Raw genomic sequence first — 18,790 nt, 5'->3', positions numbered from 1 at the left:
AGTGGTCCTTTCGTCTCAGCTGTTCAGCAGGAAGTGTTCCAGTACCCGGGTGCCGAATTCGAGCGACTCCACCGGAACCCGCTCGTCGACCCCGTGGAACAGGGCGGTGAAGTCCAGTTCCGGCGGCAATTGCAGCGGCGCGAACCCGAAGCAGCGGATGCCCAGGCGCGCGAAGGCTTTCGCGTCGGTGCCGCCGGAGAGCATGTAGGGCACGGTGCGGCCCTGCGGATCGTGGGCCAGGATGGCCTCGTTCATGGCGTCGACCAGATGGCCGTCGAAAGTGGTTTCGTAGGAATCGAGTTTGGTGATCCACTCGCGTTCCACGTCCGGGCCGATCAGGGCATCGACCTCACGCTCGAACTCGGCCTGCCGGCCCGGCACCACCCGGCAGTCCACCACGGCCTCGGCGGTCTGCGGGATCACATTGGCCTTGTAGCCGGCACGCAGCATGGTCGGATTGGCGGTATCGCGCAGGGTCGCGCCGATGATGCGGGAAATGGTGCCCAGCTTCGCCAGCTGGCCTTCGATATCCGGGCTCGCCGGATCGAACGTCAGCCCCGATTCCTCGGCGACCGCGGCCAGGAACTCGGCCACCGAATCGGAGACCACCAGCGGGAAGGTGTGCGTGCCCAGCCGCGCGACCGCCTGCGCCAGAATCGTGACCGCGTTGTCCTCGTGCAGGAACGAGCCGTGCCCGGCGCGGGCCTTGGCGCGCAAGCGCATCCAGCCCAGCCCCTTCTCGGCGGTCTCCACCAGATACAGGCGGCGCTCGGTGCCGTCCGGACGCGGCACCGTCAGCGAGAATCCGCCGACCTCGCCGACCGCCTCGGTGATCCCCTCGAACAGATCCGGGCGATTGTCCACCAGCCACTGCGAACCCCAGCGGCCGCCGTTCTCCTCATCGGCCAGGAACGCCCACACGATATCGCGCGGCGGCACCGTGCCCTCGAGCTTGAACTGCCGGGCCACGGCCAGCATCATGCCGACCATATCCTTCATATCGACCGCGCCGCGCCCCCACACGTAACCGTCGCGCACCGCACCGGAGAACGGGTGCACGCTCCAGTCGGCGGCCTCGGCGGGCACCACGTCCAGATGCCCGTGCATCATGAGCGCCCCGCGCGAGGAGTCCGCGCCCTTCAGCCGCGCGAACACATTGCCGCGCCCCGGCGCCCCGGATTCGACGTATTCGGTGGTGTACCCGGCCTGATGCAACTGATCGGCCACCCACTGCGCGCATTCACGCTCGCCCTTGGTGGTTTCCAGTTCGCCGGTATTGGAGGTGTCGAACCGGATCAGCTGACTGACCAGGTCGACCACTTCCGAGACGGCGCGGGAGGTGCTGGGTTCGGCGGTTTCGGACACGACCAATGTCTACCACTCGGGCGCGATGCGGTGGCCGGGCGGCATCGGCTCCGCCGGGCACGCGCGCAGGTCGGCCGCGCCGGCGGCGATTGAAATCAGGCTTCGCGCAAGGGTTTACCGCCCGGTCGTTCCCCAGGCTCCGGCTCAGCGCAGCACCCGCAATGTCGTGGTCAGCGTCGCCAGCAGCGAATCCAGCCGCTGATCGGCGATGCGGCGTTCGAGCAGATCCGGATCGAGGCGGGTGGTGGTGGCCCACAGTTCGCCGACATGCGCCTGCACGTCCACGTCGGTGGCGGCCAGCACCCACAGCAGCGGCGCCCACAATCGCCCGGCTTGCGCGATCGCGGGCAGCATCACCAGCGTGCTCGCATCCAGGTTCGCCAGCTCGTTTCCGGCCAGCCGCCGCACCTGGGCGGGCGTGCGGGCCAGGGGCTTGAGCACCCCGCGCCACAGGGCGAGATCGCTGCTGCCGTCCACGGTCACGATCAGCTGCCCGGCGATCTCGGCCAGCACCGGGTTCATGCCGAGCTTCAACAGCGCCGCCGGACTCAGCTGCCCGGCGAAGCGCAGCATTTCCGCGGTGGCGTCCGCGCCCAGGAACGTCACGATCAGATCGGCGACCGCCGAGGGCGGCGTCACCTCGAACAGGATGTCCCCGACCGCGCTCACCACATCCGGTGCGCACCGCGCGAACACCGACAGTGCCGCCAGCCGTAGTTCTTTGGACCCGTCGACCACCGTGCGCAGCAATTGCGGGACGCGCTGGCCGGGCCCGGTCAGCAGCTGGCGCACCACCGCCGACACCGCTTCCCCGGAATAGGCGTAGGACGCCGACCGGATCAGCCCTTCGTCATCGGGCACCCCCGCCTCGGCCGCGCGCACCAATTCCGGTGTGGCATAGGCCAGGAACGGTCCGGCGGTCACATAGTCACGGCGTTTGAGCAGCTCGTTCACGATCGCCACCACCGGTGCCGGCGGTGCGTCGTCCGCCAGCTGCCCGACCGTGCGCGGATCCAGGTACGGGGCGCAATCGGCCGCGTAGCTCACATCCAGCCGCAGCAGCGCGTCCACCGCCTTGCGCGGATGGCGCACCCCGACCGCGCCCGCCGCGCGCCCGGTCATCGCCGGCGGTACGAGGCGTTGCACGATGGGCAGCGAGATCGACAGCGGAATGATCGGCACCAGCGCGGAGATCCGGTCGAAAACCGGTGTGTGCTGGTCGAACAGCCGCCCGGAGATCCGCTCCTGCAATTCGTGCAGCCGTGCCGCGCCGAGCCGTTCGAGATGCGCCACCCGTTCCACGGGTACGTGCAATGTCCGCGCCAGCAGCAGCAATTGCGCCCGGGTGACCAGATCCGTCATAAGACCGTCCGGGTCGAGCTACCGCCTGGATACGCGAATTCGATTGCGCCGGACATGATTTCCCCGCTTCCCGACCGCCGCGACCGTTCGCCCCGGCGTCAGCCGCCCATCATAGGGCCGCGAATGCGACGAAAAAGGCGAACCGTGCAGGTTCACAAGAGATGGTTAGGATGCCGCCATGAGTCATCCCCCGGGCTGGTATCCCGAAGGTCAAGGTTCCACCGTCCTGCGGTGGTGGGACGGCACGCAGTGGACCAATCACACTCAGCCGCAACAGCAACCGGCCCAGCCCCCGCAGCAGCCCGCGCAGCAAACCCAGCATCCGCACGCTCAGCAACAGCATCAGGGACAGCAGCAGTACGCGCAGCAACCGCAGCAGCAGTACGCCCACCAAGGCCGGCAGTACGCGCAGCAGGGCCAGCCGGAGTACGGGCAGCATCGCGGTGACGCCACCCCGTGGGAACTCGAGATCGGATCGGCGAACAATCCCGCCGATATCCAGCGCCAGGTGCAGCAGCAGGTGGGCATCGCGCCCACCCAGGGCGGTGGCGGCACGCTGTTCAGCGAACCGGTGCTGGTGGTGAACCAGAAGGTCAAGCTCATCGAGATGGCCAACGAGTACGGCGTTTTCGACCAGCACGGCCGTCAGCTCGGCGCCGTGGTCGAGGTCGGGCAGTCGGCGCTGAAGAAGGCCGTGCGCTTCCTGTCCAGCTACGACCAGTTCATGACCCACAAGCTCGAGATCCGCGACGCGCACGGGCAGACCCAGTTGCGGGTGACCCGCCCGGCGAAGGTCTTCAAGTCGAAGTTCCTGCTGGAGGCTGGCAACGGCCAGCCGATCGGGGAGATCATCCAGGAGAACATGATCGGCAAGATCAACTTCGCTTTCATGGTGAACGGTCAGCAGATCGGCGGCATCAAGGCCGAGAACTGGCGGGCCTGGAACTTCATGATCCACGACCACACCGGTCAGGAGATCGCCCGCATCACCAAGACGTGGGAGGGCCTGATGAAGACCATGTTCACCACCGCTGACAACTATGTGGTGCAGATCCACCGCCAGCTGCCGCAGCCGCTGCTGAGCATGGTGGTGGCCTCGGGCCTGGCCATCGACACTGCGCTGAAACAGGATTCACGCGGCTGGGGCTGAGCCCCGGCGAGAAGCCTTGCGGCGGTGGAAGACCGGCATGCCGCCGAACTTCCACCGCGCGTGCGCCACAATGTCCATTGTGGGAGATGTGACGCCGAGCGGTCCGTACGGGCCGATTCAGCCGTCGGACGCGACCGACGGCTGGAAACTCGAAGGCGACGAGACGGGTTGGTGGCTGTCGAAGGAGTTCGGCGACACCCGCGCCCACATCAAAGCCACCAGCGCGACCACCTGCGCGTGGCGGGCCGGCTGGCGGGAAGCGTCGGCGCGCAGCGTCGAAGACGCCAAACAGGCGGCCGATCACTGGATGGAGAAGCACTGGCCGCCGCAGTGACGGCCGGGCGCGGCTAGGGTTTGCGGGCGAGCACGCAGGCGATCAGGTGCTCCCACACGGTCAGTTCCCGTTCGGCGACCCCGATGGTCTCCACGTCCGGGGCGGCCGGCGCGGGACGCCAGCGCGAGCAGTAGGTCAGGCCCGGCGGCAGGATCTCGAGATCGTCGCCGAAGAGCGCCAGGATCTCCGCGTCGCTGCGCCAGCGGCCGCGGCCGAAGGTCTCCTGGAGTTTCTCCTCGGCGGCGCTGGTCTCCTCGTTGTGGCCGGTGCGGAAGTGCGATATGTAGAACTCGCTGCCCGCGGGCACCCGGTCCACCCACCAGCGCACCAGCTCGCGCGGGTCCTCCGAGTCGTTGAGGTGGTGCAGGATCGCACTGAAGATGACACCGACCGGTTTGTCGAAATCGATCAGCCGTCGCACGTCGGCATGCTGTGCGATGGCCTCCGGCTCGCGCAGATCGGCCTGGATCACCGTGGTGCGGTCATCGGTCTGCAACAGCGCCCGCCCGTGCGCCAGCACGATCGGATCATTGTCGACATAGACCACTTTGGCGCCGGGCCGATGCCGCTGCGCCACCTGATGCACATTGTCGACGGTCGGCAGCCCGCTGCCGATATCGATGAACTGATCGATCCCGTCCGCGGCGATGGCCGCCACCGCCCGCGTCAGCGCCTGCCGGTTGGCGTGCGCGATGGCCACCGAACCGGGCAGATCGTTGATGAAGAAATCGCCCACCCGGCGGTCGGCCTCGTAATTGTCGTGACCGCCCAGCAGATAGTCGTACACCCGAGCGATGCTCGGAATCGAAACGTCCACCGCCGCTGTCTCGCCGGTCATCCGACTCTCCCCTTCCGTCCCGCTGTCGACGAGGCCATGGTAGAAGATCCGGCCCGGTCGAGGGCGGCTTCTCCGGCACGCGGGGGTCGGTCCGGGGCGGGCGCAAGCGGCGCGCAAGACGGTGCAAGCGCCGGGCAATCGCGCACCGGCACAGTCGTTCCCATGAACGAGACACACGAAGTGGTGGTAGTGGGAGCCGGACCGGTGGGGCTCATGCTGGCCTGTGAGCTGCGGCTGGCGGGGGTCGACGTGCTGGTGCTGGAACGGCTCACCGAGATGGACCCGACCGTGAAAGCGGGCGCGATCAATGTGCCCACCGCGCGAGCCCTCGCCCGGCGCGGCCTGCTGCCCGCCCTGCGCGAGCGGCACGAGGCCATGATCGAACGGTTCGCGGGATTCCGCGACAGCTCCGGCCGGACGCCGGTGCTGGACGGAAAGCGGCTCGTCGGCGGGCATTTCGCGGGCCTGCAATTCTTCGGCGACGTCATCGACCTCGACGATCCCGCCTTCGCCGACCAGGGCCCGGCGGTCGAGGCCTGGTTCGTGGCCCAGCAGCACATCGAGGCGATGCTGGGCGAGCGCGCCGCCGAACTAGGGGTGCCGGTGCGGCGCGGGGCCACCGTCACCGGGATCGAGGAGGACACGGCCGGGGTGATCGTGGACTGCGGCGACTACCGGATTCGCACCGAATGGCTGGTCGGCTGCGACGGCGGACGCAGCACCGTGCGCAAACTCGCCGGATTCGACTTCCCCGGCCTGGAACCCGAGATCACCGGACGGCAGGCCGTGGTGGAGATGACCGGTGCGGAGCACGTGCCCCAGGGCTGGCACAGCGGGCCCGGCGGCATCTACGTGAACGGGCCGATGCCCGGACGGTTCCTCACCGTCGAACTCGACGGTCCGCCCGCCGACCGCGACGCGCCGATCACGATCGCCGAACTCGAAGGCAGCTACGAGCGAGTCACCGGCACGAAAGTGACCATCTCCAAGGTGCTTTCGGCCACGCGGTTCACCGACAACACCCGCCAGGCCGCCACCTACCGCCAGGGCCGCGTCCTGCTCGCCGGGGATGCCGCCCACGTGCACTCGCCCTTCGGCGGCCAGGGGCTCAATCTCGGCGTCGGCGACGCGGTCAACCTGGGCTGGAAACTGGCTGCCGCCGTGCGCGGCTGGGCGCCCGCGGATCTGCTCGACACCTACACCGCCGAACGCCACCCGATCGGCGCCTGGGTGCTGGACTGGACCCGCGCGCAGGTCGCCCTCATGCGCACCGACCCCCGCTCCCGCGCCCTGCGCGAAGTGATGGCCGAACTGCTGCGCACCACCGACGGCGCGACTACCGTCTTCAAGAAGATCTCCGGCGTGCTGCACCGCTACGACCTCGGCGACGACAACCCCTTGATCGGCAGGCTCTACCCCGACCTCGAGCTGGCCGACGGCACCTGGGTCGGCGAGCACTTCGCTGACGGGCGCGCCCTGCTGCTCGACCTCGGCGACTCCCCCGCCCTGGCCACCGCCGTCGCCCCGTGGGCCGACCGCGTCCAGCTGCTCACCGCGAAAACCGTTGAACCACGGGACTTCCCGGCCCTGCTCATCCGCCCCGACGGCATCGTCGCCTGGGCGGGCGAGACCACCGACGGGCTCGAGACCGCCCTCACCCGCTGGTTCGGCGCACCCGCCTGAGCGTGGGCTTCACGCGGTTCGTTCGGGTGCCGCGGCGGCCGGCTCGAATGTCGTGGCACCCGAGGAGGTTCCGGCGTCCGGCACATACACCCGTGCCGCGCCGATCCGCTCGGCGCGGCGACGGCCCCAAACCCCGAGCGGCGCCAGCGCCGCGTTCAGTTCCGCGCCTTCGGGGGTGAGCGAGTACTCCACGCGCGGAGGGATCTCGGCGAAGATCTCGCGATGCACGATGCCGTCCTCGGCGAGTTCGCGCAGCTGCTGGTTGAGCATCTTCTCCGAGACGCCGGGTAGGTTGCGGCGCAGTTCGCCGAAGCGGCGGGTGCCGTGCTCGTGCAACTCCCACAGGATCAGCGATTTCCATTTGCCGCCCACCACATCCATCGCGGCGTCGATACCGCAGAAATATGGCCCGTATCTCTTCTCGCCCACCGGCCGTCCTCGTCATCTGGAGACTCACCAAACGGTAAGTGCCTGTGCAAATAGTGCGTACTTGTGGCACAACACCACCCACGGCAACCTCGATTCCAGCGCGCGACCGACAGCAACGGATTCGAAGGAGATCTCGGGTAATGACGAACACTCAGCACACCACCGTGACCGTACTGGGCCTGGGCGATATGGGGCGCGCGCTGGTGCGGACCTTCCTCGCGGGCGGGGTGTCGGCCACCGTCTGGAATCGCACGCCGGGGCGGGCGACGGAGCTGGTGGCGTCCGGAGCGGTAGAGGCGGAATCGGTGGCCGCGGCGGTGCGCGGCGGCGACGTGCTCATCACCGTGCTGCTCGATCACGCCTCGGTGCACCAGACCCTGGACCCGATCGCGGGCGAGCTGGCGGGTAAGCAGTGGATCAATCTGACCAGCACCGCGCCGGAGGAATCACGGGAACTGGCGCGATGGGCGAGCGCGCACGGCATCGAATTCCTCGACGGCGGCATCATGGCGGTGCCGTCCATGATCGGCACGCCCGCATCGTCGATCCTCTACAGCGGTTCGGAGCAGGTCTTCCACGCGCGGCGGGAGGTGCTCGAACTGCTCGGCGCGGCCGAGTATTTCGGCGCCGACGCCGGATTGGCGGCGCTGTGGGACTTCGCGCTGCTGTCGGCCATGTACGCCATGTTCGGCGGGTTCTTCCACGGGGCGGCCATGCTGCGCTCGGCCGGGGTGGGCGCGGCCGAGTTCGCGGCCCGGGCCACGCCGTGGGTGACCGCGATGGCGCAGGGCCTGCCCGCCTACGGCGCCACCATCGACTCCGGCGACTACACCGCCGAGGTGCAGCACCTGGCGTTCCAGAAAGCCGCACTCGATGCCATCGTGCGCGCCGGACAGGACGCCGGGACGGCCACCGATCTGCTCGAACCGCTGGCGCGGCTGGTGAATCGCCAGGTCGAGGCCGGGCACGGGGCGGCGGCGTTCGCGCGGGTCTTCGAGGAATTGCGTGGCGTGCAAACTCTTTCGGCCACGCCGGTCCGGTAGTCACTGCCGCCGAGATTCTTCGGGCCCCGCCACCTGTCGATGGCGGGGCCCGACGGCGTCAGTGCGTCAGCTGCAAGGTGGCAGTCAATGCCGTCAACTGCTCGCTCAAACCCAGATCGGCGATCCGCTGCTCGAGCTCGTGGCGTTCCAATGCCGGGAGCGCCGACCACAATTCACCGGCCCGCGACTGCGCGTCCGGTTCGGCGACCGCGAGCACCTTCAGCAGCGGCGGCCACAGATGCCCGCCCGCCAGCACCGTCGGCAGCTGCGCCAGCGTGCCGGTGTCCAAATGCGACAGGCGTCCCCCGATGCGGCGCGCGGTCACGGTTTCGGTGCGCTCGGCCAGTTCCAGCAGTCCTCGCCAGCGGGCGATATCGGTGCTGCCGTCCACCGCGGCGGCCATCGCCTCGATGTAGTCGGCTTCTCCCACCACGGGATTGGCGGCCAGCAGATCCAGCGCCGAGGGGCTGAGCTGCCCGATGAACCGCAGCGCCTCGGGCATCGCCCCGGCGGTGACGAAGGTCCGGGCCAGATCCGCGATCTCCTCCGCCGAGCCGACATCGAACAGGATGTCCCCGATCCCGGCGATCACATCGGTATCGCAGCGCGCGAAGACCGACAGCCCCGCCAGCCGCAGTTCCTCGGACCCGGTCAGGATGGTGCGCACCAGTTTCGGGATGCGCTGCCCAGAACCTTCCAGCAGATGCCGCACGATGATGCTGAGGTTCTCGGCCGAATAGGAGAACGACGCGGAGCGGATCAGCGCCTCGTCGTCGTGCACATCGGTTTCCACGGCCCGGATGAGTTCCGGTGTGGCATAGGCCAGGAACGGCCCGGCGGTGATGTAGTCACCGCGCCCCAGCAGCTCGTTGATGATCTTCATGACCGGTTTCACCGGCGCGATATCGGCCAGCTGCCCGACCGCGTGCGGATCCATGTACGGTGCGGCCGCCGCCGCGTACGCCGGATTCAGCATGGTGACCGCCTCGGCGGCCTTCTTGGGATGATCGACCCCGATCGCGCCCGCGGCGCGCCCGGCCATCACCGGCGGCACCATGCGCTGCACCAGCGGCATGGAGATGGACAGCGGAACGATCGGCACCAGCATGCTCAGCCGCGAGAACGTCGCATTGTGCTGGGCGAAGATCTTTTTCGAGAGCGCTTCGTTGAGTTCGTACAGGTGGTCCGCGCCGAGCTTCTCGAGATGCTCGAGCCGGGCGACGGGCACGTGCAACGTCCGGGACAGCAGCTCCAGCTGGGCCCGGGTGACCAGATCGCTCATCGCCTATCCCAGCTTGTTCCCGAACATGATCTTCTTGGCCGCGGTGCTCAACGGCCAGGGCAGCGCGCCCACGGTCTTGTCCACCGCCTCCACCATGGCGGCGGCCTCGGTGCGCTGCGCCTGCTTGAAGATATCGAGCAGATCGGCCGTCTCGGCCTCGGTCAACAGGTCCAGGGCGGCCAGCGGACCACCCAGTTCCTGCTCCAATTCGGCTCTGGATCCCACTATGGCTCCCCGTTCCCCGGAGTAATCCGGATCACCCCTTGTGCTCCTCTAGGTGTACCAAGATCATTGGCACTGCGCCAGCCCGAGGTTGTGGTGGGATCGATTGCCGGTCACCGCAATTCGGCGGCAATCGCATCGGCGGCGCGCAGGGCGAAGGCCATGATGGTGACCTGGGGATTGACGCCCAGCGAGGTGGGGACGACCGAACCGTCGGCGATATACAACCCGCTCGTGCCGAACACGCGATGCTCGAAATCCACCACCGCGGTGCGGGCATCGGTGCCCATGCGGGCGGTGCCGAGCGGGTGCGGGCCCATCATGCGCAATTGCCGGGGGTGCAGGGACATCCCGGCGAGCGCGCGCACCTGGGTGAGATCGCGGACGGCGGGCAGACCGGCGATGGGCAGGGCCACCGCGTCCGCGCCGCCGCGCAGGAACAGTTCGGCCAATCCCGCGCAGGCGTGCTGTAGTGCGGCTCGCACGCGCGGGGTGAGGCGGTACCGCACCAGCGGCGCGCCGCCGGGGCCGGGCCCGACGCTGCCGGTGCCGGTGTCGCGGACCATCGCGCCGAACTGCTCGGTATAGGTCCAGCGGTTCATCCATTCGGCCAGTTCGGGGCCGTGGAACGGGAGCATGGCGGCCGCGAACTGCGGTGGGACGGTGACGCCTTCGAAGGTGACCAGGGGGTCGCCCATGCCGTCCACGTGATAGCCCTGCGGGATGCCGGTCCACGGATCGCCCGGGGTGGGCATGGCGGCGATCGCGCCGAGCGAGGGGTGCACCGAGAGGTTGCGTCCGAGCTGGGGCAGGTTGATGCCGTTGCGGCGCAGCAACAACGGCGTCATGAGCGTGCCGGTGGCCACGACCACCGCCCGCGACCGGATCTCCAGCGTGCGCGGCGCACCGTGGGCATCCTGCCCCTCGGCCAGCACGCCGATCGCGCGCTGGCCGTTCATCAGCACCCGGGTGACGCCCATCCCGGTGAACAATTGCGCCCCGCCCTTCAGTGCGCGCGGCACCCAGCTGACATTGGCGCTGCGCTTGGCATCGGTCGGACAGCCGTACACGCACTGTCCCTGCCCGTCGCAGCCGACGGCATTGCGCGGCAATGGACCGTGCGCCGCGCCCACCGCATCCGCACCCGCCCCGATGATGTCGGCGACCCGCCCCAGATACCGGCGCTCGGCCGGGGCGATGCCCAGCTCCGCCGACACCGCGTCGAGGTATCCGCCGAACGTCTCCGGCGCGAAATCCGACGGGAATCCCAGCCCGCGCCACTCTTCCAGGACCGCCTCCGGCGTCCGGAACGCCGTCCCGGAATTGATCGCCGTGGTACCGCCGACCACCCGCCCGGTGCTGATCCCCAGCACCGTATTGCCCACCGCGAGGTTGTATCCCCCGTCCCGCCAATACTTCCGCGTCCGATCCAGCAGCTCCCCCGCGAACTCCGCCCGCCCCGCGTATTCCCCTTCCTCCACGATCACCACGCCCAGCCCCCGCTCGGTCAGCCGTGCCGCCACCGCCGCCCCGCCCGCACCGGAACCGACCACCACGACATCGCAGTCGACCAGTTCTCGCCGTGAAAGTTGCCCGGGCGTGGAGACATTGGCCATCCAGCCGGGTTGCACGGCGGTGCCGTTGCCGTGCACAGCTGTCCCCGTGTGCCCGATGGCGCGCGACACTCCCGGTCCGGGTTGCATGCCGGGTGAGCCGGTTTCGCGTGGCGCACCCGGGTCGGGTCGCACGCCGGGAACGCCGAGGGCGAGCGGTCCGGCCGGATCGATTCCGATCGCATCCTCGCCGGGGCCGGGCGTGAACGCGACGGCGCCCGCATACCGGGGCGCGCCGATCGCATCGAGATAGCGGCGATCGCTGAAATGGGCGATGCGCAGCGGTGACTCGACGGCATCGAGGGCATGCCGCAGGGCCCGGCTGCGGCGGAGGTCCGCGACGAGGGCGTGGCGCACCTCGGGAGACAGCGCGGCCCAGCCCTTTCCGTGCCGGGTGCGGGCGGCGGCCTCGAGCGAGCGCAGCGCCACGCGGATGCCCGAGCGCATGAGCGGGGGCATGTCGGCGATCAGGGCGTCGGCGCGTTCGACGGTGCTCACGTCGGCCGCGTGGACCGCGCCGTCGGGTGCGAAGAGTGTTTCGGCGAGTGCGAGCACGGTGGCGCGTTGCCGGTCGGTGAACGCCGGGCCCGATTTCGCGCCGTCGGGCAGGTCGGCGCGCAGCGACACCCACGGCTGGAACGAGCGCAGGAAGCTCGGATAGTCGTTGGCGAAGAACTGCATTCGCCCGTGCGCCATCTCGCGGCCCTCGCACCACAGGGTGGTGTCGAGGTTGGTGAGGCTGGCGTGGGTGCCGCGGCCCCAGCGCACGTCCTTGCGGCCGGTCAATCGCCAGGCGCGGTCGTCGCCGTCGCGGAAGTCCAGTTCGTAGCTCATGAGCCGTTGGGTGACCGGCAGCGCGATCAAAGTGCCGATCACCGCCGCGCCGTCCACCCACGGTGCCGCGCGCAGGGTGCCGGTGATGCGGGCCCGGCCATTGGTGACGAAACCCAGGGCGCGACCGGATTCGCAGCGCAGCTCCATGGCGACGTGATGCGGTCGCCCGTCCGCGTCGTACAGCTCGCCGCTCATGGTTTCGAAGAAGGTCAAAGGCATAGCGGAGGGACTCCGTTCACACGATCGGCCGCACGGCGGGATGCGGTTGCGGGGTGAGGAATTCCAGCGCGCCCGCATGCTCGCTGCGCAGCTGGAAGGCATTGCCGTTGATCGGTTCGACGTGCACCGAGACGGCGGCGGTCTTGGAATTGAGGCAATAGCTGGTGGGGGCGGCGGGATTGCGGTAGGCCAGGCAGACCATGCGTTCGGGCGCACCGTGCATGCGCAGGGTCGCGGTGCCGTCGCGGCCGCGCATACGCAAGGTCCAGTCCGGGAAGTCCAGGCGCGGCCGCTGGCGCCACAGGTCGAGGATGCGGTCGAAGCGGTATTCCTCTTCGCCGCGCCGGATCACCAGCATGGACAGCAGCGGTGTGACGCGACTGCCCAGCCGGGTGCGCCCGGACGCGCCTTCCAGTACCGCGAACGGTGCACCGCCATTGGTGTCGGTGAAAACACAATGCCCCCAGGCATATTCGGGACTGTGCGCGGTGCCCCAGTTGTGTCCCTGCATGCCGTGCCAGCCGTCGAGGTTCCAGCGTTCGCCCGCCCAGTCCAGGTAGCCGCTCACCGCCGCGACGGGAAACGGGGTGACGAGCTTGTTGCCCGGGAACTTGGCGTCGAGCAACCGGTCGGTCGGCAACATGGACAGCGGTTCCCCGACGATCGGCGTCTTGGCGAACTCGAATCCCCACTCCACGCGCGCGGACGCGTCGGCCAGGGCGCCGCGCGAACAGCCGCCATCGGCATTGAGCTGCAATCGCAAGGGCCCGACCGTCAGATCCTGCCCCTTCTCGCCCGCATCGAACACCGCGTCCGCCAGCGGGATATCGGCACACCACGCCTTGACCCGATCCCCGTCGAACACACTGCACCACGCCTGGGCGATAGCGGTTCCATCGCGGGAGGTGAGCACGGTCGCCTTGATCCAGAGCGCGCGCGGCGAATGCGGATCGTTGGCGCGCACGAACCAGGATTCGACATGGTCACCGCCCGGGGTCAGGCGTGGATTGTTCTGTAGGAGAGCAGACATCGGGTTACAGACCTCGGATTCGGAGGGCGGCGGGGGTACTGCCGCCGCGGCGTGAGTCGATCGGCGGGCGGACGTGCTCGGCTTCGGGAGCGGTCGGTCGGTCTCGAACATTTCGCGCGCGCGGGTGCCGGGGCGGGCGAGGTGAAGCCGCGACCGGGCATGTGCGGTGAGCGGCCATCGAGAGCGGGCAGCGGTACGGTGGGCGGCCGGCGGCCATCGATCGGCGCTCATAACTTCGGCTGCCGGCTGAGCATGGACAGCAGCCGGCGGCTTGCCCGCTGTGCGCCGCCCGCCAATCCGGCCGGGCCGGGCGCGGCCAAACCGGTGGCGAGGGCGCGGAACGCGTCCTCGAGTTCGGGGCCGTAGGGATACCACCAGGGGCGTTTCGGACCGAAGGCCGGACCGCGCGGCGCGTCGACCACCTGCACCCAGCAGGCATCGAGCAGCGCGTCGACTCCGTGCGAGCGCCCGAAACCGGATCGCCCGACCCCGCCCCAGGGCAGCTCCGGCGTCGAATACAGGGTCGCGGCAACATCATTGATCGCCACCGATCCGGCGAGCAGCCGCCCGGCCAAGGCGCGGGCGCGGTCCACATCGGCGGAGAACACGCTCGCGGTCAGCCCGTAGTCGGTGGCATTGTGCAGCTGCACGGCCTCCTCGTCACTGTCGAATGGGGCCACCGCGACCACGGGGCCGAACGTCTCCTCGGTCCACACCTCCGCGGCGGTCACCCCGTCGCCGCTGATCACCGCGGGTGTGAGGTGACGACCCGGCAGCGGCTCCCCGCCGCGCACGTCCAATCCCGCCGCGCGCGCCGCGTCCACGTGCCGCTGCCAGATCCGTTGCTGCCGTTCGTCGATGGCCGGCGCGAGATCGTTCCTGACATCGATCCGCCGCACCTTGTCCTCGAGCCGTGCCAGGAACGCATCGTGCAGATCCCGGTGCACCAGCACCCGCTCGATCGAGCAACAAGTTTGTCCCCCATTGAAATTCGCGCCCCATGCGATCGCCGACGTCGTGAACTCCAGATCCGCGTCCCCCAGCACGACGGCCGCGTCGACCCCGCCGAGTTCGAGGCCCACCGGTATCGGGAACCGCGACGCCGCCGCCATCACCTTCCGCCCGGTCGCCACCGAACCGGTGAACAGCACCTTGTCCGGCCGCGCCGCAACAAGTTCCGCCCCCACCGCCCCGTCCCCGACCGCGAGCTGCAACACCCCCTCCGGCACCCCGGCCTCGGTCAGCACCTCCACCAGCACCGCACCCACCCGCGGCGTCAGCTCGGAAGGCTTGAACACCACCGCATTCCCGCCCAGCAGCGCCGGCAACACCTGACTGAACGGAATCAAGAACGGCAGATTCCACGGCGCGATCGCCACCACCACCCCGTAAGGCCGATGCAGCCGAACCGTTTTCCGATGCGGCGCGGTCAGCGCCGTGATCCGCCCGGCCCCCAACGTCGCCACCGCCGCCCCTAGATGCTGCCGAGCCAACGCGATCCCCGGCACCACCTCGTGCGCCAGCGCCTCCGCCCGCGGCTTTCCGTTCTCCGCCACGATCACATCCGCGATCCGATCCAAATTCCCCGCCAGCACCCGCGGCAATCGCCCCAGCACCCGCACCCGCTCCTCGACGCCCAGCGCACCCCACCCCGCCTGCGCCGCTCGCGCCCGCTCGACCAGTACCGACCCGGATCGCACCTCTTGCAGCGCCGTCATGCCCAACCGCCTTGTCGAAACGTCCTCGTTGGCCAGGTGGCCAAGTGGTCAGACCAATATAGTCAGAAACCGCCGACCCGCAACAGAGCACCGCCACACCGCCGGATAAACGTCCCGCTCAGGACTCTCAGCGCCGTGACCTTGGAGTGGCAGGTTCGGGCGCGTGCTTGGAGTAGGCGTGCGGCTTCGCGGATGTTGCCGCGCTGCTGGTATTCGCGGGCGCGGGCCAGGAGGTGCGTACGCTGGGTGATCGCGTCGACTGCTCACGTGCCGCGGCCGTCATATGGCCGAGTCGGATACTCCTGGCGGCAGGCCTATCAGTCGCGAGCCACGAGTCCTACCGGGGCACGTCCCGTACGGGGCAGGTCCCGTAGCCGAGGGCGACCGCAGCGCTACCCCCCGTCACGCGTCAGCTCTCGACAGCGCCCATTCGCTGCGTGAAGGCCTCGAACTCCGCGGAAGCCAGTCCCAGCAATTGCCCGGCCGACTCCCGCGCCGCCGCCCCATCCCCCGCCGTCACGGCCGCCGCCACCGTCCGATACGCCTCGATCCGGCTCACCTCCGGCGCCATCAACCCCGCCAGCGCCGCCACCGCCGGCTCGTACACCGCCCGCAGATCGTTGTAGAGCAACCGGAACACGATCGAATCCGCCCCGTCCACGAGCAGATCCCAGAACGCCACCGCCGCCAACTGCTGCCCCACCGGATCCTGTTGCCCCGCAAGCGCATCCAACGCGCCTTCCAGCGACTCACCCAACCCCGCCCCCGCCCGCTCCGCCGCCAGCCCCGCGACCTCACGCCCCAGCACCTGCCGAGTCTCCAGAATCGACCCGATCACCGCAGGATCGATCTCCCCCTTCCGTACCAGCAACCGCGGCAACACATCCATCCCCGCATGCCGCCGAAAATCCCGCACCGTCGTAGACCCACCCTGCCGCACCTCCACCAACCCCGAATGCGCCAACCGCTGCAACGCCTCCCGCACAGTAGGCCGCGACACCCCCAACGCCTCCGCCAACTGCCGCTCCGCCGGCAACGCCACCCCCGGCGCCAGCTCCCCGTCGAGCACCTCCCCCATCAACTGCTCGAACACCGTGTCCGGCACCGTCCGCCGATCGATCCGCTTGAACGCCATCCACCGAAACTACCGCGCGAACAGGTCAAGCGGCCAGACCAGTGCCGGTGAGCCTGGTTCCCAGGTTCTTCGTTCGGTGTTCACGTCGTGTTGGGGTGACGGGACCCGTCGGTAACCTGCTGTGCTGCAACGATCGGCGGCGTGCGCATAGTTCAGTTGGCGAACTTCTATGGTCCGCGCTCCGGGGGTTGCGCACCGCACTGCATCATCTCGGGGACGGGTATGCGGCGGCGGGGCATGAAGTGGTGTTGATCGTGCCGGGGGCGCGGCGGAGTGAGGAGGTGCTGGCGTCGGGGGTGGTCAGGATTACGGTGCCGGCGCCGGCTCTTCCGTGGACCGGGGGGTATCGGGCGGCGCATCCGCGGCGGGTGGCCGATATTTTGGCGGGGTTGCGGCCGGATGCGCTCGAGGTGTCGGATCGGTTGACGTTGCGGGGGTTCGGGCGGTGGGCGCGGCGGCGGGACGTGGCGAGTGTGATGATCTCGCATGAGCGGCTGGATCGGCTGCTGGGGCAGGTGTTGCCGGGGCCGGCGGCGCGGCGGGCGGCGGATGTGGCGAATCGGCGGACGGCGCAGAATTACGACATCGTGGTGTGCACAACGCAATTCGCTCGTGAGGAGTTCGAGCGGATCGATGTGCCCAATGTGGAGTTGGTGCCGTTGGGGGTGGATCTGGATATGTTCAGTCCGCTGCGGCACGATCGCGCGTTGCGGGATGATCTGGCCGCGGCCGAGTTTCCGCTGCTGGTGCATTGCGGTCGATTGTCGGTGGAGAAACGGGTGGACCGCAGTATCGAAGCGGTGGGTGAGCTGCGGCGCTCCGGGGTGGGAGCGCGGCTGGTGGTGGCAGGTGACGGGCCGCGGCGGGAAGCCCTGGAACGCCGGGCTCGCATGATTCCGCCGCTGGGCGACGGACAGCCCGCGGTGCATTTCACCGGATTCATCGACGACCGCACCCGATTGGCGACGCTGCTGGCCACCGCCGACATCTCGCTGGCTCCGGGCCCGCACGAAACGTTCGGCCTGGCAGCGTTGGAGGCGCTCGCGGCGGGCACCCCGGTGGTCGCCAGCCGCTCCTCCGCACTCGCCGATATCGTCACCGCCGACTGCGGCGCGGTGGCGGACGACGACCCCGGCGCGTTCGCCGAGGCGGTCACCGACGTGCTGGCCAAACCTCCGGTCCAGCGCCGCCGGGCCGCCCGGCACCGCGCCGAGCAGTTCACCTGGCCCGCTGCGGTATCGGGCATGCTGGAACTACTCGGCTCGGTCTGAGCGCCGCCGCTATGGGATCAGTCGCGTCCGCCCCGCCGGCGGGCCCACCTGGGTCGCGTTCGCTCAGTCGCGCGAGGCATCCGGTTGCCACGGAACATAGACGCGGCCTTCGGATTCCGCTGCGGTCCGGGCCGAGTTCAGCTGATACGGCGTGATGCCGCCCGCCTGCCACGGCCCGACCGAGCCCGCCGACACCGCCACCGCATCCTTGGGAACCAGGCCGATCTCGTTGCGCACCACCGTGATCGGCCGATCGGCGAGCGCGAACCAATCCAGGTCCAGGAAGTCGTGACTGCCCTTGGTGAGCGCCCCGCGCCGCATGGCGTCACCCAGCCGGCACGCCATCCCGCCGGTGCTCAAATGCCCTTCGTTGGCTTCGAACAACCCGGCCCCCGCCTTCAGATACCCGGTCTCGAACAGCGAGATCACCATCGCCAGCAGCGAGAACGCCCGCGGATCGTCATTGGCGCGCGCCATGAACGCGAACACCTCGATCTCGTTCTCCAGGGTGGTCCCGTACCCGGCCAGCACATGCACCCAATCGTGTTGCGCCAGCAACGGCGGCGCCGACCCCGGCTTGCCCGGCGTCACGAACCCGCGATCGCGATAGAAGTCCGCGACCCCGCGCCCCAGCGTCCCGACCGGCAGCTCCCACAACTCGGCCCACCGCCCCGCCAGCGCCGGATCATCGACCACCGCACTCCACGAACTGTCCAGCGCGCCGGTGTGCAGTGCGTCCAGCCGCTGCGCGTGCACCCCGCCCAGATACCCGTTGCGCGAGAAGTCCACCGCCGCCAGATCCACCGCGCCCTCGGCGTACTTCTGCGCCACCGCGATCATGTCGTCGTCGACTTGCAGCGCATCGGCGAACTCACGCAACCGATTCGCCACCGACTCCGGCAACGGCCGCACCACCAGCGCCGCCAGCAGCATGGTCTGCACGATCCGCTCCCGGAAGATCCGATTGCGCCGCGCCAGCCCGTTCGCGAACTCCCCCGCGCCCACCGGCTCCAACTCGGCCAACTCCACCGGATGCCCCGTCATCGACAGGAACATCGCCGGAATCAGCAACTCCTGCAAGGGCGTCAGCCCCTGCTCCCCGCGCGCCGCCGACACCACACCGCGCGCCAGTAACCGCACCTCCGCCGCATCCGGCGGGGTGAGCAGTACGTTCTCCATCAAAACCCTCCACGATCCGATCCGGACACCGCCATTCTCGGCCCGTCGCATCAGCGGCACCCCTGGCGTTCACCGACGGCGTA

Annotated in this window: 15 protein-coding genes and 1 pseudogene; 5 read left to right on the top strand and 11 right to left on the bottom strand. The window is 69.4% G+C overall.

Features of this window, described 5'->3' with window-relative positions:
• Positions 1-15: 15 nt before the first annotated feature.
• Entirely contained in the window at positions 16-1,365 is a 1,350-nt protein-coding gene (locus tag NY1_RS05370) for a M20/M25/M40 family metallo-hydrolase (RefSeq protein WP_067709051.1), read from the bottom strand.
• A 144-nt stretch (positions 1,366-1,509) separates the two neighbouring features.
• A complete protein-coding gene (locus NY1_RS05365) occupies positions 1,510-2,727 on the bottom strand; it encodes a hypothetical protein (protein ID WP_067709049.1) in 1,218 nt (405 codons plus the stop codon).
• A gap of 178 nt (positions 2,728-2,905) precedes the next feature.
• Between NY1_RS05365 and NY1_RS05360 the strand changes: the two genes are divergently transcribed.
• Together NY1_RS05360 and NY1_RS05355 are read left to right on the top strand one after the other, a co-directional pair.
• The gene (locus NY1_RS05360) at positions 2,906-3,877 is read left to right on the top strand and encodes an LURP-one-related family protein (protein ID WP_067709047.1); all 972 of its coding nucleotides are present in this window, start codon (positions 2,906-2,908) and stop codon (positions 3,875-3,877) included.
• A gap of 88 nt (positions 3,878-3,965) precedes the next feature.
• Positions 3,966-4,211, top strand: coding sequence for a hypothetical protein (locus NY1_RS05355; protein ID WP_157762048.1), 246 nt, complete (start codon positions 3,966-3,968; stop codon positions 4,209-4,211).
• Between the two features lie 13 nt (positions 4,212-4,224).
• Here NY1_RS05355 and NY1_RS05350 read toward each other — a convergent pair whose 3' ends face one another.
• Positions 4,225-5,049 (bottom strand): SAM-dependent methyltransferase, encoded by an 825-nt coding sequence (locus NY1_RS05350; RefSeq protein ID WP_067709043.1) that lies wholly within the window; start codon positions 5,047-5,049, stop codon positions 4,225-4,227.
• Positions 5,050-5,211: 162 nt separating this feature from the next.
• Between NY1_RS05350 and NY1_RS05345 the strand changes: the two genes are divergently transcribed.
• The gene (locus NY1_RS05345; protein ID WP_157762047.1) at positions 5,212-6,732 is read left to right on the top strand and encodes an FAD-dependent monooxygenase; all 1,521 of its coding nucleotides are present in this window, start codon (positions 5,212-5,214) and stop codon (positions 6,730-6,732) included.
• 9 nt (positions 6,733-6,741) lie between these two features.
• Here the strand turns inward: NY1_RS05345 and NY1_RS05340 are convergent, their stop codons facing one another.
• A complete protein-coding gene (locus NY1_RS05340) occupies positions 6,742-7,113 on the bottom strand; it encodes a winged helix-turn-helix transcriptional regulator (protein WP_067709041.1) in 372 nt (123 codons plus the stop codon).
• A 188-nt stretch (positions 7,114-7,301) separates the two neighbouring features.
• On the opposite strand from NY1_RS05340, the gene NY1_RS05335 reads away from it, so the two are divergent.
• A complete protein-coding gene (locus tag NY1_RS05335) occupies positions 7,302-8,204 on the top strand; it encodes an NAD(P)-dependent oxidoreductase (RefSeq protein WP_067709039.1) in 903 nt (300 codons plus the stop codon).
• A gap of 58 nt (positions 8,205-8,262) precedes the next feature.
• Here the strand turns inward: NY1_RS05335 and NY1_RS05330 are convergent, their stop codons facing one another.
• The 6 genes from NY1_RS05330 to NY1_RS05305 form a co-directional block, all read right to left on the bottom strand.
• Entirely contained in the window at positions 8,263-9,486 is a 1,224-nt protein-coding gene (locus NY1_RS05330) for a hypothetical protein (RefSeq protein WP_067709037.1), read from the bottom strand.
• Positions 9,487-9,489: 3 nt separating this feature from the next.
• Positions 9,490-9,711 carry a hypothetical protein gene (locus tag NY1_RS05325; RefSeq protein WP_067709035.1) on the bottom strand — a complete coding sequence of 74 codons (222 nt, stop codon included), beginning with the start codon at positions 9,709-9,711 and terminating at the stop codon, positions 9,490-9,492.
• 110 nt (positions 9,712-9,821) lie between these two features.
• Complete coding sequence (locus tag NY1_RS05320) at positions 9,822-12,374, bottom strand: GMC family oxidoreductase N-terminal domain-containing protein (protein WP_067709034.1); 2,553 nt, start codon at positions 12,372-12,374, stop codon at positions 9,822-9,824.
• A gap of 16 nt (positions 12,375-12,390) precedes the next feature.
• Positions 12,391-13,404 (bottom strand): hypothetical protein, encoded by a 1,014-nt coding sequence (locus NY1_RS05315; RefSeq protein ID WP_067709031.1) that lies wholly within the window; start codon positions 13,402-13,404, stop codon positions 12,391-12,393.
• Between the two features lie 227 nt (positions 13,405-13,631).
• Positions 13,632-15,122 carry an aldehyde dehydrogenase family protein gene (locus tag NY1_RS05310; RefSeq protein ID WP_067709029.1) on the bottom strand — a complete coding sequence of 497 codons (1,491 nt, stop codon included), beginning with the start codon at positions 15,120-15,122 and terminating at the stop codon, positions 13,632-13,634.
• Between the two features lie 409 nt (positions 15,123-15,531).
• Positions 15,532-16,257: a FadR/GntR family transcriptional regulator gene (locus tag NY1_RS05305; protein ID WP_067709027.1), complete on the bottom strand. Its 726-nt coding sequence runs from the start codon at positions 16,255-16,257 to the stop codon at positions 15,532-15,534.
• A 141-nt stretch (positions 16,258-16,398) separates the two neighbouring features.
• Between NY1_RS05305 and NY1_RS05300 the strand changes: the two are divergent.
• Positions 16,399-17,528 (top strand): annotated as a pseudogene (locus NY1_RS05300) (glycosyltransferase).
• A gap of 63 nt (positions 17,529-17,591) precedes the next feature.
• Here NY1_RS05300 and NY1_RS05295 read toward each other — a convergent pair.
• Positions 17,592-18,707, bottom strand: a complete 1,116-nt coding sequence (locus tag NY1_RS05295) for a hypothetical protein (protein WP_067709025.1) — start codon at positions 18,705-18,707, stop codon at positions 17,592-17,594.
• Positions 18,708-18,790 lie beyond the last annotated feature (83 nt).

Origin of the sequence: Nocardia yamanashiensis NBRC 100130 (genome assembly GCF_001613325.1) — a bacterium.
Taxonomy (GTDB): Bacteria; Actinomycetota; Actinomycetes; order Mycobacteriales; family Mycobacteriaceae; genus Nocardia; species Nocardia yamanashiensis.
This window is presented reverse-complemented; position numbering and strand designations above follow the sequence as displayed.